Consider the following 14,286-nt stretch of genomic DNA (forward strand, 5'->3'; position numbering starts at 1 on the left):
AGATGTGTATAAGAGACAGCGGTGGGAGGTGCCGGTGTGCATCGGGTGGGTGGCCCGGGACACTGGCAGGGTCGATGTGTGAACGGATCGCGGACGACGAGCCTGGGTGGGCTCGGTCCCGCTCGGGAACGATGAATCCATCGTCGTGGTCACCCCTCGGGTTAGGGCAGTCGGACGAGATGACGGTGGGTCCGTGGTGACCGGGACTAGGGATCCCGACGAGTACTGACCTGCCGCCACGAGAACGGTAACCCACCATCGGTCGTGCTGGAGGAACCGTCAGTCCGATGCGCCGATAGGCGTGCCCCCAGAACGGGGGGGGTGACGGCGGCGCTGGGCGAGCAGGGTCGCAGGTGCCCCCTCAGCGGTCAGGCCCGGCGGATCACCTCGACGACGGCGTCATGCACGAGGCCGTTCGAGGCGAGCGCACTGCCGTGCCACGGACCGGGGTCGCCGTCGAGCGAGGTGAGGCGGCCGCCGGCCTCCTCCACGATCGGGAGGAGGGCGGCGATGTCCCACGGCTTGAGGTCCGGTTCCCCGGCGACGTCGAGGACCCCTTCCGCGACCATCATGTACGACCACATGTCGCCGTAGGCGCGGGTGCGCCAGACCCGTCGCGACAGCGTGACGAGGGCGTCGAGCCGGTCGTCGTCGTCCCACTGCTGCAGCGAGTTGTAGCTCAGGCTCGCGTCCCCGAGGGCAGCGACGCCGGACACGTGCAGCGGTCCGTCGAACGAGTGGGCGCCGAGGCCCGCCGCCGCCCACCAGCGCTTGCCGAGGGCCGGTGCGCTGACCACCCCGAGGACGGGACGGCCGTCCACCGCGAGGGCGATGAGCGTCGCCCACACCGGCACGCCGCGCAGGTAGTTGGCGGTGCCGTCGATCGGGTCGACGACCCACTGGCGGTGTCCAGCGCTCACGGCCTCCTCGCCGGTGTCCGCCGTGGTCTCCTCGCCGAGGAAGACGTCCTCCGGGCGCTCCGCGGCGAGCCGCTCGCGGAGGGCGCGCTCGACGGCCTGGTCGGCGTCGGTGACCGCGGTGTGGTCGGCCTTCTCCGTGACGTGCAGGTCGGCGGCGCGGAACCGGTCGAGGCTGATCGCGTCGGCGGTGTCGGCGAGGGAACGGGCGAATGCCAGGTCGGCGCTGAGGTCCACGGGTCGAGCGTAGCGGCGGTCCGGCGGACCCCCGCACGACCCGGCCGAGTGGGTCCACCCGACGCCGGGGAACGCCGTGCGGGGTAGCTCACGCCGTGCCGGGGTCCTCCGCGCCCATCCCGGTCAGGAGCGCCCGGAACGAGTCGAGCCGCTCGATCCCGGCCGGCCCGAGCTCGCCGCCCGCGACCCGGTCGACGATCTCCCAGTCGTGCGCCTGGTGCAGCGGGATGCCGTCCGGGGCGTCCTGCACCGGCACCGCGTGCGAGGCGAACGCGCGGAACACGTTCTCCGGCTGCACGTGCCCGAGGCCGAACGACCGGACGCCGGGGGTGTCGATGACCCACCCGCCGTCCCGCACCCGGAGGGCGACGGACGACGACGACGTGTGGCGGCCGCGCCCGGTGACCGAGTTGACGACGCCGATCGCCCGCGTGGAGCCGGTCAGCGCGTTGACGAGGGTGGACTTGCCGACGCCGGAGTGGCCGACGGTGACCGTCACCTTGCCGTCGAGGAGCTCGTGCAGCGCCTCGAACGGCACGTCGTCGGCCCGGCTCGTCACGATGCGCAGGTCGAGGCAGGCGAAGTGCGCCAGGAACGGCGCCGGGTCGGCGAGGTCGGTCTTCGTGATGCAGAGGACCGGGTCGAGGCCGGCGTCGAACGCCGCGACGAGGTACCGGTCGATGAGGCGCGGCCGGGGTTCCGGGTCCGCCGAGGCCACGACGATGAGCATCTGGTCGGCGTTCGCCACGATGACGCGCTCGACCTCGTCCGAGTCGTCCGCACTCCGCCGGAGCAGGGTCGTCCGCTCGGCCACCCGGACGATGCGGGCCAACGAGCCCTCGCTGCCGGAGACGTCGCCGGTGAGGGAGACGTGGTCGCCCGTGACGACCGACTTCCGGCCGAGCTCGCGGGCCTTCGTCGCGGTGATGACGTGCTCCCCGTCCGCGTCGGTGACGAGCACGCCGAAGCGTCCGCGGTCGACGTTGGTGACCCAGCCCGACGGCGCGTCCTCGTACGTCGGCCGGGTCTTCGTCCGGGGACGGTTGCCCTTCGGGTTCGGTCGGACGCGGACGCTCGACTCGTCGTACTGGCCGTACGGTTCGTCCTCGTCGCCGCCGTCGGTGTCGTCCCACCAGCTCATGCCGGCGCCCCCTCTGCTGTCTCGGCCGCGCCCGCTGCTCCCGCGACGTCGGTGTCCCGGTCTGCTCGAGCGGTCCGGCCCGCCGTGGCGACCAGGTCGGCCCACAGCTCCGGGAACTGCGGCAACGTCTTCGCGGTGGAGCCGATGTCGTCGACCGCGACGCCCTCGGTCACCAGACCGACGACGGCGCCGGCGGTGGCCATCCGGTGGTCCTCGTACGCAGCCCAGTCACCGCCCGAGAGCCGCGCCGGTTCGATCCGGAGGCCCTCCTCGCGCTCGGTGACCGCGCCTCCGAGCCCGTTGAGGTCCGCCGCGAGCGCCGCGAGCCGGTCCGTCTCGTGCCCGCGCAGGTGCCCGATCCCGGAGACCTCGCTCGGGCCGCCGGCCAGGGCCGCCAGCGCGACGAGTGCCGGGGCGAGCTCGCCGCCGCGGGTCAGGTCCAGCTCCACACCCGGTAGGGAGGCCCCACCCCGGAACCCGACGCCGCCGTCGAACACCAGGTCCGCACCGTCCCGCGTCACGGTCGCGCCCCACAGCGGCAGGAGCGTCTCGAGGTCGGCGCCGACCTGCGTCGTCTCGGTCGGCCAGGTCCGGATCCGGACCGTCCCACCGGCGACGAGTGCGGCGACCGCGAAGGGTGCGGCGTTCGAGAGGTCCGGTTCGATCGTCACGTCCCGTGCCGCGATGGGTCCGGGGTGCACGACCCACTCGCCGACGCCCGGCTCGTCGACGCGGACGCCGCGGGCACGGAGGACCTCGACCGTCATCGCGATGTGCGGCATGCTCGGCAGCCGGTCGCCGACGTGCCGCAGGTGCAGGCCCTCGTCGAAGCGGGGCGCGGAGAGCAGCAGGCCGGAGACGAACTGGGAGGACGCCGAGGCGTCGATCTCGAGCGTCCCACCCCGGACCGAACCGCTGCCGACGAAGGTGAAGGGCATCGCGCCGCCGCCGTCGTCGGTGACGTCCACGCCGAGGTCGACGAGCGCGCGGATGATCGCAGCCATCGGTCGCTTGCGGGCGTAGGGATCACCGTCGATCGTGACCGGTCCCTCGGCCAGTGCCGCCAGGGGCGGCAGGAAGCGCATGACGGTGCCCGCGAGGCCGCAGTCGACACGGACACCGCCGTGCATGGCGGCGGGCGTCACGCGGAGGTCCGGTCCGTACGGGTTCGCCGGGTCACCCGCGACCGGCTCGACCTCGTCGATGCCGACGCCGAGCTGACGGAGCGCGGTCGTCATGAGGGCGGAGTCCCGGGAGTGCAGGGGCAGCCGGATCGTGGAGGGGCCGTCCGCGAGCGCGGCGAGGACGAGCTCGCGGTTCGTCAGCGACTTCGACCCGGGCAGGGCGACGTCCCCGGCGAGCGGGCCCGGCGCGACGGGGGCGGTCCAGGGGCGGGAATGCGTCGTGGCTGCCATCGGTTCACCACACTACTGAACCCATCGGGAGGAGCACGGTGATCGCACTCGCACCGTCACGACCGGTCGCCGCGGATCAACTCCCGCCGGCCGTCACGACGCTGACCGAGCCGCAGGGCCAGGACGTCCTCGTCCGCCTAGACTGGCGGGCGATGACGACCGACGAACCGCAGCACGCACCGGACGACCTGGTCGAGGAGACCGAGGCGCAGCTCGACGCCGTCGAGGACGAGGACCTCGACGTGTCGGACACGGTGGACGAGTCGGACGACCCGACCGCCGACGACGAGCCGGTCGACGCGAAGACGGTCTCGGAGCACGAGCTGCGCCGCCTGTTCGAGGACCAGGCGCTGCCGTTCATGGACCAGCTGTACGGCGCGGCGATGCGGATGACGCGCAACCCCGCCGACGCCTCGGACCTCGTACAGGAGACGTTCGTCAAGGCGTTCGCCGCGTTCCGGCAGTTCCGCCAGGGCACGAACCTCAAGGCGTGGCTGTACCGGATCCTGACGAACACGTTCATCAACACGTACCGCAAGAACCAGCGGAACCCGTACCAGGGCACCATCGACGAGCTCGAGGACTGGCAGCTCGGCGGCGCGGAGAGCGTGACGCAGTCGATCTCGGCCCGGTCCGCCGAGGCCGACGCCATCGACCACCTGCCGTCCTCCGCCGTGAAGGACGCGCTGCAGGCCATCCCGGAGGACTTCCGGATGGCGGTCTACTTCGCCGATGTCGAGGGGTTCTCCTACCAGGAGATCGCCGACATCATGAAGACCCCCGTGGGGACGGTCATGAGCCGCCTCCACCGTGGACGCCGGCTCCTGCGTGGGCTGCTGGCGGACCACGCACGCGAGACCGGTGTCGTCCCGGACGCAGCGTCGACGGCGACGATGCGCGGGCGAGGCCGTGGTGCAGGTACGCGGGCGGCCACGACGGCCGGTGCCCGCACGACCCGGAAGGACGCACGATGAGCGGGTGCGACTGCTCGAAGGCGAAGGCGGAACTCGAGGAGTTCCTCCACGACGAGCTCCGTCACGAGGACGCCGCGGACATCCGCGAGCACATGGACGGCTGCGAGGACTGCCTGACGGAACACCGCGTCGGCGTGGTGCTCATGGAGACCGTGAAGCGCGCCTGCCAGGAGACCGCTCCCGAGCAGCTCCGCGGCGAGGTCCTCGCCCGGCTCCGCGCAGTGCAGTCCACACACTGACGGCACCCGGCCGCGTCACACCGGCGGCCGCGGCGCCGCGAGCGGGTAGGGTGCGGGCATGACCGACGCCGAGCCGATCAGCACCTGGACCGAACCCGACGTCGTCGCGGTGACCGAGTTGGTGCGCCTGCTCGGCCACCAGGTCGAGCCCGCGTCGATGCGCTCGCGCCTCGACCGGCTCACCGCCGAGGCCGGGCACCGCACGTGGGTCGTGCGCGGGGACGACGGTCGGCCCGTCGCGGTCGCCGGGGCGCAGCTCACGTGGACGTACGCCGGGGATGCGCCGACCGCGCAGTTGCTCCTCCTCGTCGTGGACCCCACGGCCAGGAGGCACGGCACGGGCTCTGCGCTCCTGGGCACCTTCGAGACGTGGGCCGTCGAGCAGGGCGCGCGCCAGCTGAGCGCCGTGAGCGCCGCCGCGACGGACAGCGCGCACCGGTTCTACCAGCGCCGCGGCTACCACGAGGCGGGCGTCCGCTACACCAGGCTCGTTTGAACTGTACTGATCCCTCGCGGACGTCGGAGCGCCTCGTGCAGGAGTCCATCGGATCCCTGCACGAGGCGCTTCCTTCGTGATCAGGCCGACGCGCTCATGCCCTCAACGCCCGGTCGATGACCTCGGCCGCCTCGGCGGCGGAGCGCTTCGACGAGCCGGTCGCCGGCGCCGCACTCGCGGACCGGGCCGCGACGGACAGCGGCCGACCGTCCAGGTGCGGGGACAGGTTCATGCAGACGAACGGCCAGGCGCCCTGGTTCTCGGGCTCCTCCTGGGCGAACACGACCTCGGCCTCGGGGTAGCCCGCGATGACCTCGAGGATGCGGTCGAGCGGGAGCGGGGCGAGCTGCTCCAGCCGGACCAGTGCCACGTCCGTCACACCGCGCTTCTCCGCCTCGGCACGCAGGTCGTGGTGGATCTTGCCCGAGTGCAGGACCACCCGGCGCACCGAACCGCGGTCGACACCGTTCGCCTGCAGGCGGTCGTCGTCCAGGACCTCCTGGAACGTGCCGGAGGTGAAGTCCGTCACCGCGCTCGTCGCCTGTCGCAGGCGGAGCATCGCCTTCGGGGAGAACACGATGAGCGGCTTCTGCGGCTTCGCCCACGCCTGGCGCCGGAGCAGGTGGAAGTACGACGCCGGGGTCGACGGGCGAGCCACGACCATGTTGTCCTGCGCGCAGAGCTGCAGGTAGCGCTCGATGCGCCCCGAGGAGTGGTCCGGCCCCTGACCCTCGTAGCCGTGCGGGAGCAGGAGCACCAGGCCGGAGCGCTGGCCCCACTTCTGCTCGGCGGACGAGATGAACTCGTCGATCACGGTCTGGGCGCCGTTCGCGAAGTCGCCGAACTGCGCCTCCCAGAGCACGAGGGCCTCGGGACGCTCGACCGAGTACCCGTACTCGAACGCCATCGCCGCGTACTCGCTCAGGAGCGAGTCGTAGATGAAGAAGCGTGCCTGGTCCTCGGTGAGGTTCGCGAGCGGCAGCCACTCCTGGCCGTTGGTCCGGTCGTGGAAGACCGCCTGGCGCTGGACGAACGTGCCACGACGGGCGTCCTGCCCGGCGAGCCGCACCGGCTTGCCCTCGGTCAGGACCGAACCGATCGCCATGAGCTCGGCCATGGCCCAGTCGATCCCGCCGGTCCGGGTCATCTCGCGGCGCTTCGTGAGGAGCTGCTGCAGCTTCGGGTGGATCGAGAAGCCCGACGGCGGGTTCCCGTGCGCGTCGCCGATGAGTTCGACGAGCTCCTGCGAGACCGCGGTGTCGTGCACCTCGAGCTCGGAGTCGTCGCGTTGGGAGGTCGGGCGCTCGAGGCCGTTCACGGCACCGGAGTCGTCCGTGGCGGGCGTCGACACCGAGCCCGTCTGCGCCTCGTGCGTCTCCGCGAAGGCGCGCTCGAGGCGGTCCTGGAAGTCGCGGTGCGCGTCGTCGTACTCCTGCTGCGTGATGTCACCGCGGCCGACGAGGGCCTCGGTGTACAGCGTGCGGACCGAGCGCTTCGCCTCGATGAGGTTGTACATGAGCGGCTGCGTCATCGAGGGGTCGTCGCCCTCGTTGTGACCGCGGCGGCGGTAGCAGACCAGGTCGATGACGACGTCGCGGTGGAACTCCTCGCGGTACGCGTAGGCCAGGTCCGCGACGCGGGCCACGGCCTCCGGGTCGTCGCCGTTCACGTGGAAGACCGGCGCCTGGATCGTCTTCGCGACGTCGGTCGAGTACACCGAGGTGCGCGCCGACTCGGGCGGCGTCGTGAAGCCGACCTGGTTGTTGATGACGAGGTGCACGGTGCCGCCGGTGCGGTAGCCCCGCAGCTGCGACATCTGCAGGGTCTCGACGACCACGCCCTGGCCGGCCATCGCCGCGTCGCCGTGCACGAGCACGGGGAGCGTGCCGAACGTGCCGGCGGGCTTCCGGTCCTGCTTCGCGCGGACGATGCCCTCGAGCACCCCGTCGACGGCCTCGAGGTGGGACGGGTTGGCGGCGATCGTGACGGGGATGCGGGACCCGTCGGAGGCGCGGAACACGCCCTCGGTGCCGACGTGGTACTTGACGTCGCCGGAACCCTGACCGGAGACCGTGCCCGGGAGCTGGGTGCCCTCGAACTCGCGGAAGATCTGGCCGTAGGTCTTGCCGGCGATGTTCGTCAGCACGTTGAGGCGGCCGCGGTGCGCCATGCCGATCGCGACCTCGTCGAGACCGTCCACGGCGGCGTGCTGGATGAGCGTGTCGAGGAACGCGATGGTCGACTCGCCACCTTCGAGCGAGAACCGCTTCTGGCCGACGTACTTCGTCTGCAGGAAGGTCTCGAAGGCCTCGGCCTCGTTGAGCTTGCCGAGGACGCGGAGCTGCTCGTCCTTCGACGGCTTCGAGTACGGGACCTCGATGCGCTCCTGCACCCAGCGACGCTGCTCCGGGTCCTGGATGTGCATGTACTCGATGCCGACCGTGCGGCAGTAGGCGTCGCGGAGGATCCCGAGGACGTCGCGCAGGGGAGCGGTCGTCGTGCCGGCGAGCCCGCCCGTGACGAACTCCCGGTCGAGGTCCCAGAAGGTCAGCCCGTGGCTCTCGATCTCGAGGTCGGGGTGCGTGCGCTGCCGGTACTCGAGCGGGTCGATGTCGGCCATCAGGTGCCCGCGGACACGGTAGCTGTTGATGAGCTCCTGCACGCGCGCGGTCTTGTTCACCCGGTGCGCCAGGTCGACGTTGATGTCGTTCGCCCACTGGATCGGCTTGTAAGGGATCCGGAGCGCGGCGAAGATGTCGTCGTAGAAGCCGTGCTGGCCGATGAGCCGCTCGTGCACCTTCTTGAGGAACTCACCCGACCCGGCGCCCTGGATGACACGGTGGTCGTACGTGCTCGTCAGCGTGATGGTCTTGCCGACGCCGAGCTCGATGAGGGTCTTCGGCGCCGACCCCTGGAACTGCGCCGGGTACTCGAGGGCGCCGGCGCCGACGATGCAGCCCTGCCCCTTCGTGAGACGCGGGACCGAGTGCTCGGTGCCGATGCCGCCCGGGTTCGTGAGGGAGATCGTCGTGCCCTGGAAGTCCGACGGGGTGAGCTTGTTGTCCCGGGCGCGCTTGACGACGTCCTCGTACACGGAGAGGAACTGGCCGAACGTCAGGGCCTCGGCGCGCTTGATGCTCGGGACGAGCAGGGAGCGCGTGCCGTCCTTCTTGGGAACGTCGATCGCGATGCCGAGGTTGACGTGCGCCGGGGTGACGAGGAAGGGCTTGCCGTCGCGCTCCTCGTACGAGACGTTCTGGCTCGGGAACTCCTTGAGCGTCTGCACCATGGCCCAGCCGATCAGGTGCGTGAAGGAGATCTTGCCGCCGCGGGCACGCCGCAGGTGGTTGTTGATGACGATCCGGTTGTCGATCATCAGCTTCGCCGGGATGGTCCGGACGCTGGTCGCGGTCGGGACGGTGAGCGACGCGTCCATGTTCGACGCGAGGGTCTTCGCCATGCCGCGCAGCGGGGTGGCGACGTCCTCGTGGGTCTCCTCGTGGTCGTCCGCCGCGTCGTTCGCCTCGGCGGGGATCGGCTGCGGGGACGGCTGGCGCGAGGTGGTGCGGGCCTGGAGCGGGGTCTTCGCCTCTCCCGTGGCGGGCTGCTGCGTGGAGGAGGGACCGGAGGCGGCGGCGGGCTGACCGGCGGGGGCGTCCTGCGCGGCGGCTGCCTGCGCCGGAGCCGGGGTGCTCGAGTCGGCGGCGGCCGGGGTGCCCGAGCCGGTGTCGGCCGGGGTGCCGGGGGCGGCGTCCGTCGTGGCGGCCTGCGTCCGGTGGTAGCTCTCGAGGACGGGCCACCAGGACTCGTCGACGCTGTTCCTGTCGGCCACGAACTGCTCGTAGAGCTCGTCCACCAGCCACTCGTTCGCGCCGAAATCGCCCGCGGTTTCGTCCGTTCCGGTCAGATGGCTCGACACAGCCGATCGCCCACTCTCCGTCGATTGATGCTCGTGTGTGTCGTGCGGGGCAACCCTGTCCCGCACGCCGTCAACCCTAACCGCTCCTCCGTGGCCGCGAGGTGGGAGAGGGCGGGCGAGTCGGGCCTCCCGGCGGGCGTCGCGGGGCCTCCCGGCCGGGCCTGACGCCGCCGCCGTACGATTGGCCCCATGAGGTTCTACGAGACGCGGCCGACCCACGACCTGACCTACTCCGACGTCTTCCTCGTCCCGAGTCGGTCGAGCGTGACGAGCCGCTTCGACGTGGACCTCGCGACGGACGACGGCACCGGCGCGACCATCCCGATCGTCAGCGCGAACATGAACTCGGTGACCGGTCCCCGCCTCGCCGCGACGCTCGCCCGACGCGGTGGTCTCGGTGTGCTGCCGCAGGACATGCACCTGCAGGACCTCGCCGAGGCGATCCGCTGGGTGAAGGCGCAGCCGGTCGCGTACGACTCCGCACTCGAGCTCGGCGCCGACGCGACCGTGGCCGAGGCGCTCGAGCAGCTCCTGCCGGTCGAGGGCCGTGGCATCGTCGTGCGCGACCCGGCGGGCGAGTACCTCGGCTGCGTGCCGGCGACCCGGCTCGCGACCGCCGGCGCGGACGCCGTCCTCGGCGACCTGCTGCACGGCGCGACGGTCGCGATCGACGCCGAGGACGCCGGCACCCCGCGGCACGTGTACGACGTGCTGACCGCGGCCGGCGTGGACTTCGCTCCTGTCGTGCGGCACGGCAAGGTCGTCGGCACGACGAGCCCGACGAGCACCATCCGCTCCGACATCTACCGACCGGCCGTGGACGCGTCCGGTCGGCTCCGGGTGGCGGCGGCCGTCGGCATCAACGGCGACGTCGCCGCGAAGGCCTCGGCCCTCGCCGACGCCGGGGTCGACGTGCTCGTCCTCGACACCGCCCACGGCCACCAGGAGGGCATGCTCCGCGCGCTCCGTGCCGTGTCGGCCCTGCAGCTCGGCATCCCGCTCGTCGCCGGCAACGTCGTCACCGCCGACGCCGTCGCGCACCTGGTCGCCGCCGGCGCGTCGATCATCAAGGTCGGTGTCGGCCCCGGTGCCATGTGCACGACGCGCATGATGACCGCCGTCGGGCGGCCGCAGTTCTCCGCGGTGCTCGAGACCGCCGCGGCCGCCCGGTCGCTCGGCGCGCACGTCTGGGCCGACGGCGGCGTCCGCTACCCGCGTGACGTCGCGCTCGCGCTGGCCGCCGGTGCGTCCGCCGTCATGATCGGCTCGTGGTTCGCCGGCACGCTCGAGGCACCCGGCGTGCTCCGCCGCGACCCAGCCGGTCGCGCCTACAAGGAGAGCTGGGGGATGGCGTCCGCGAAGGCCGTGCGGGAGCGATTCGAGCGGCTCGACCCGTACGAGCGTGCCCGCAAGGCGCTGTTCGCCGAGGGGATCTCGTCGTCGACGATCTTCCTCGACCCGGAGCGTCCGAGCGTCGAGGACCTGCTCGACATGATCACGACGGGGCTCCGCAGTTCCGCCACGTACGCGGGCGCGACGAGCCTGGCCGAGTTCTCGGACCGCGCGCTGGTCGGCATCCAGTCCGCCGCCGGGTACGAGGAGGGCAAGCCCCTGCCGGTGAGCTGGTAGCGCGGTCGCGCCGCCGACGCCACGACGGACGGGAGGTGGGACCCTCCCGTCCGTCCCGGGTCGCGGGAGCGACCGGCGTCAGCGACGCCGGGTGGCGTCCTCGACGGTGCCGATGAGCTCCTCGAGGATGTCCTCGAGGAAGAGCACGCCCGTCGTCCGCCCCTCGGCGTCGAACGCCCGGGCCACGTGGCGCCCGGCCCCGCGCATGGTGGCGAGCGCGTCCTCGAGGTCCATCTCCGTGTACAGCGAGATGAGCTGCCGGATGCGCTTCGGCGGCACCGGGTCGTCGAACTCGTCCGGCCGCAGGTCGATGACGTCCTTGACGTGCACGTACCCGGTCGGGTCACCGGCGTCGTCGACGAGCACGTAGCGCGAGAACCCGCGCTGCGACACCATCCGCTCGACGTCCGCCGGGGTGGCGTCCTCGTGCAGCGTCACGAGCCCGGACATCGGCACGGCGACGTCCTTGACCTTCTTCTCGGTGAACTCGAACGCCATCCGGAGCGTGCCCGAGTCGTCGGCGAGGGTGCCCTCGCGCCGGGACTGCTCGACGATCGTCTGCACCTCGTCGACCGTGTAGGCGCTGACCGCCTCGTCCTTCGGCTCCACCTTGAAGAGCCGCAGGACGCCGTTCGCGACCTCGTTGAGGCCGACGACCACCCAGTGCAGGCCGTGGCCGATGTACCAGAGCGTTGGGACGAGCATGAGCGCGGCCCGGTCCGGCATCGAGAACGAGATGTTCTTCGGGACCATCTCGCCGAACACGACGTGCAGGAACGACACGAGCAGCAGCGTGAACACGAACGCCACGACGCCGATGACCTCGGCGCTCCACCCGGTCAGGTGCAGCGGGACCTCGAGCAGGTGGTGGATCGCCGGCTCGGACACGTTCAGGATGAGCAGCGAGCAGACCGTGATGCCGAGCTGCGTGGTCGCGAGCATGCGGGTCGCGTGCTCCATCGCCCACAGCGTCATCTGCGCGGCACGGGAGCCCTGCTCGGCCCGCGGCTCGATCTGCGAGCGGCGTGCCGAGATGACGGCGAACTCGGCGGCGACGAAGAACGCGTTGCCCCCGAGGAGGACGAAGAGCCAGAAGATGCCCCACCAGTCGGAACTCATCGGTCGGCCTCCGCGGTGTCGGTCGTCGTCGTGCTCGTCGTCTTCGTGGTGCTCCCCGTCGGGGTGGGGGCGCTCCCGGTGGGGGAGTCGACCGGGTTCGGCGTGTAGCGGATGCGGTCGATCCGACGGCCGTCGAGGCGCTCGACGCGGAACACGCCGGAGTCGATCGCGACCTCGTCACCCACCACCGGGAGCCGTCCGAGCTCCTGCATGAGGAACCCGCCGACGGTCTCGTACGGGCCGTCCTCGGGCACCGTGACGCTCGCGCGGTCCTCGAGTTCGTCCGGACGGAGCAGCCCGGGGAAGGTGAGCCAGCCGCGGCTGCGCACGACGTCGATGCGGGCGCGGTCGTGCTCGTCCGACACCTCGCCGACGATCTCCTCGACCAGGTCCTCGAGCGTGACGACACCGGCCGTCCCGCCGTACTCGTCCACGACGATGACCATCTGGTACCCACGGCCGCGGACCTCGGTCAGCAGCGTGTCGCCGGGCATGGTCTCGGGGACGCGCTCGGCGTCGGTCATCAGCGCGCCGACCGGGACCTCGGCGCGCTTCTCGCGCGGGACCGAGACGGCCTGCTTGACGTGCACGAGTCCGACGACGTCGTCCGCGTCCTCCTCGATCACCGGGAAGCGGCTGAAGCCGGTCCGGCGGGCGAGGGCGATGACGGCGTCGGCGCTGTCGGACACACGGATCGTCGACAGTCGCGGCCGGGGCGTCATGACGTCGCTCGCGTTGAGCTCGGAGAACGCCAGCGTCCGCTCGAGGAGCGTCGCGGTGTCCTGTTCCAGCGACCCCTCGGACGCCGAACGGCGGAGCAGCGAGGTGAGCTCCTCGGCGCTCCGGGCGCCGGACAGCTCTTCCTGCGGCTCGATGCCGATCGAGCGGAGCACGGCGTTCGCGGTGCCGTTGAGCACGGCGACCGCGGGCTTGAACACCGTCGTGAAGCCCACCTGGAGCGGCACGACGAGCTTCGCGGTCTGGAGCGGCAGCGCGAGGGCGAAGTTCTTCGGCACGAGCTCGCCGAGGATCATCGACAGCAGGGTGGCGATGACGAGGGCGACGATCGACCCGACGGTCTCGACGACCCCCTCGGGCAGGTCCATCGCGAGGAACGGTGCCTCGAGCAGCTTCGCGATCGACGGTTCGAGCAGGTACCCGGTGAGCAGGGTCGTCAGGGTGATGCCGAGCTGGGCGCTCGACAGGTGCGTCGACGTGACCTTCAGCGCACCGATCACGGGGCTCAGGCCCGATTCGCCGCGGTCGCGGCGGGCTTCGACGTCGGCGCGGTCGAGGTTGACGAGCGAGAACTCGGAGGCCACGAAGACCCCGGTGCCGAGCGTCAGCAGGATGCCGCCGATCAGCATGAGGACGTCGACGGGGCTCACGAGGCACACCTCGGAGTCGGGCAGCTCACTGTGTGAGCGGCGGGCATGTGATGGTCAGCGCAACTAGGAGGGTCGTCCACAATGAGGGAATCGTACCGGGCGCTCGCTCGGAGGAACCGAGGAAGCGTCCGGTCGGTGCGCCGGGCCTCCCGGCCGATTCCGGCCCGCCGTCACTCCGTCGGTCGCCGTCACCCCGTCGGGGCGGCGAGTTCCTCGAGCGCCGACCGCAGGGCCGCCGCCGAGGTGAAGTGCACGCCGACCGCACCGACCGCGTCCGCGCCGGCGGCGTTCTCCGCACGGTTGTCGACGAACACCATCGCGGCGGGCTCGATCCCGAGGCGGTCGCACGTGTCGCGGTAGATGGACGCGTCCGGCTTGAGCACGTGCTCCTCCGCGCTCACCACGACGGTCTCGAACATCGAGCCCATCGGCGAGTACCGGTAGGGGTCGCCGAAGTCGAACCCCGCGTTCGACAGGAGCGCCAGCCGCGTGCCGGCGTCGTGCAGTTCCTCGACGAGCGCCAGGACCTCGGGGTCGACGTCGAACCACCCGGTGTAGTCGAGCGCCCAGAACCGGTGGATCTCGGTCACCGACCAGGACCGCCCGGTCCGTTCGCCGATCGCCCGCCAGTAGGCGAGCACGGAGAGGTCGCCACGGTCCAGGTCGTTCCGGAGCTCCTGGTACACGGGGAACAGCTCGTCGGCGTCGAGCCCCGTCGCCTCGAGCAGTGCGGCACGGGCGGCGTGCGGGGTGCGGCTGATCACCTCGCCGTAGTCGAAGACGACGACACGGCCGGGCAGGGGCAGGCTCAT

Annotated in this window: 11 protein-coding genes; 4 read left to right on the forward strand and 7 right to left on the reverse strand. The window is 71.7% G+C overall.

The annotated features are described in order from the left end of the window. Positions 1 to 368: 368 nt before the first annotated feature. The 3 genes from DEI84_RS14150 to aroA all read right to left on the reverse strand — a co-directional run bounded on the left by DEI84_RS14150 (position 369) and on the right by aroA (position 3,710). Positions 369 to 1,154, reverse strand: coding sequence for an inositol monophosphatase family protein (locus tag DEI84_RS14150; RefSeq protein ID WP_110891328.1), 786 nt, complete (start codon positions 1,152 to 1,154; stop codon positions 369 to 371). Positions 1,155 to 1,242: 88 nt separating this feature from the next. Further along, entirely contained in the window at positions 1,243 to 2,295 is a 1,053-nt protein-coding gene (rsgA, locus tag DEI84_RS14155; RefSeq protein WP_110891329.1) for a ribosome small subunit-dependent GTPase A, read from the reverse strand. After that, on the reverse strand, positions 2,292 to 3,710 hold the full coding sequence (aroA, locus tag DEI84_RS14160; protein WP_110891330.1) for a 3-phosphoshikimate 1-carboxyvinyltransferase: 1,419 nt from the start codon (positions 3,708 to 3,710) through the stop codon (positions 2,292 to 2,294). The genes rsgA and aroA overlap by 4 nt, the downstream gene beginning before the upstream one ends. A gap of 152 nt (positions 3,711 to 3,862) precedes the next feature. Here aroA and DEI84_RS14165 point away from each other — a divergent pair, with 152 nt between their 5' ends. The 3 genes from DEI84_RS14165 to DEI84_RS14175 are packed head-to-tail and all read left to right on the forward strand — an operon-like array spanning position 3,863 to position 5,419. Further along, positions 3,863 to 4,684: a sigma-70 family RNA polymerase sigma factor gene (locus tag DEI84_RS14165; protein WP_110891363.1), complete on the forward strand. Its 822-nt coding sequence runs from the start codon at positions 3,863 to 3,865 to the stop codon at positions 4,682 to 4,684. Continuing rightward, a complete protein-coding gene (locus tag DEI84_RS14170; protein ID WP_110825167.1) occupies positions 4,681 to 4,923 on the forward strand; it encodes a zf-HC2 domain-containing protein in 243 nt (80 codons plus the stop codon). The genes DEI84_RS14165 and DEI84_RS14170 overlap by 4 nt, the downstream gene beginning before the upstream one ends. 58 nt (positions 4,924 to 4,981) lie before the next feature. Further along, positions 4,982 to 5,419 carry a GNAT family N-acetyltransferase gene (locus DEI84_RS14175; protein ID WP_110825166.1) on the forward strand — a complete coding sequence of 146 codons (438 nt, stop codon included), beginning with the start codon at positions 4,982 to 4,984 and terminating at the stop codon, positions 5,417 to 5,419. A gap of 94 nt (positions 5,420 to 5,513) precedes the next feature. On the opposite strand, the gene DEI84_RS14180 is transcribed toward DEI84_RS14175, so the two are convergent. Continuing rightward, positions 5,514 to 9,338 carry a multifunctional oxoglutarate decarboxylase/oxoglutarate dehydrogenase thiamine pyrophosphate-binding subunit/dihydrolipoyllysine-residue succinyltransferase subunit gene (locus tag DEI84_RS14180; RefSeq protein ID WP_181420477.1) on the reverse strand — a complete coding sequence of 1,275 codons (3,825 nt, stop codon included), beginning with the start codon at positions 9,336 to 9,338 and terminating at the stop codon, positions 5,514 to 5,516. A 189-nt stretch (positions 9,339 to 9,527) separates the two neighbouring features. On the opposite strand from DEI84_RS14180, the gene DEI84_RS14185 reads away from it, so the two are divergent. Next, the gene (locus DEI84_RS14185; protein ID WP_110891331.1) at positions 9,528 to 10,967 is read left to right on the forward strand and encodes a GuaB1 family IMP dehydrogenase-related protein; all 1,440 of its coding nucleotides are present in this window, start codon (positions 9,528 to 9,530) and stop codon (positions 10,965 to 10,967) included. A gap of 78 nt (positions 10,968 to 11,045) precedes the next feature. Here the strand turns inward: DEI84_RS14185 and DEI84_RS14190 are convergent, their stop codons facing one another. The 3 genes from DEI84_RS14190 to DEI84_RS14200 form a co-directional block, all read right to left on the reverse strand. After that, a complete protein-coding gene (locus tag DEI84_RS14190; protein ID WP_110891332.1) occupies positions 11,046 to 12,086 on the reverse strand; it encodes a hemolysin family protein in 1,041 nt (346 codons plus the stop codon). After that, entirely contained in the window at positions 12,083 to 13,453 is a 1,371-nt protein-coding gene (locus tag DEI84_RS14195; RefSeq protein WP_258368398.1) for a hemolysin family protein, read from the reverse strand. The genes DEI84_RS14190 and DEI84_RS14195 overlap by 4 nt, the downstream gene beginning before the upstream one ends. Before the next feature lie 209 nt (positions 13,454 to 13,662). Continuing rightward, complete coding sequence (locus DEI84_RS14200; protein WP_146236385.1) at positions 13,663 to 14,286, reverse strand: HAD-IA family hydrolase; 624 nt, start codon at positions 14,284 to 14,286, stop codon at positions 13,663 to 13,665.

This window comes from Curtobacterium sp. MCBD17_023, from assembly GCF_003224415.1.
Lineage (GTDB): Bacteria > Actinomycetota > Actinomycetes > Actinomycetales > Microbacteriaceae > Curtobacterium.

Bases quoted from the DNA above. Each gene is read 5' to 3' on its own strand.
- rsgA (WP_110891329.1), bottom strand. From the start codon at position 2,295: ATGAGCTGGTGGGACGACACCGACGGCGGCGACGAGGACGAACCGTAC.
- aroA (WP_110891330.1), bottom strand. From the start codon at position 3,710: ATGGCAGCCACGACGCATTCCCGCCCCTGGACCGCCCCCGTCGCGCCG.
- DEI84_RS14165 (WP_110891363.1), top strand. From the start codon at position 3,863: ATGACGACCGACGAACCGCAGCACGCACCGGACGACCTGGTCGAGGAG.
- DEI84_RS14170 (WP_110825167.1), top strand. From the start codon at position 4,681: ATGAGCGGGTGCGACTGCTCGAAGGCGAAGGCGGAACTCGAGGAGTTC.
- DEI84_RS14175 (WP_110825166.1), top strand. From the start codon at position 4,982: ATGACCGACGCCGAGCCGATCAGCACCTGGACCGAACCCGACGTCGTC.
- DEI84_RS14185 (WP_110891331.1), top strand. From the start codon at position 9,528: ATGAGGTTCTACGAGACGCGGCCGACCCACGACCTGACCTACTCCGAC.
- DEI84_RS14190 (WP_110891332.1), bottom strand. From the start codon at position 12,086: ATGAGTTCCGACTGGTGGGGCATCTTCTGGCTCTTCGTCCTCCTCGGG.
- DEI84_RS14195 (WP_258368398.1), bottom strand. From the start codon at position 13,453: ATGCTGATCGGCGGCATCCTGCTGACGCTCGGCACCGGGGTCTTCGTG.
- DEI84_RS14200 (WP_146236385.1), bottom strand. From the start codon at position 14,286: ATGAGCCTGCCCCTGCCCGGCCGTGTCGTCGTCTTCGACTACGGCGAG.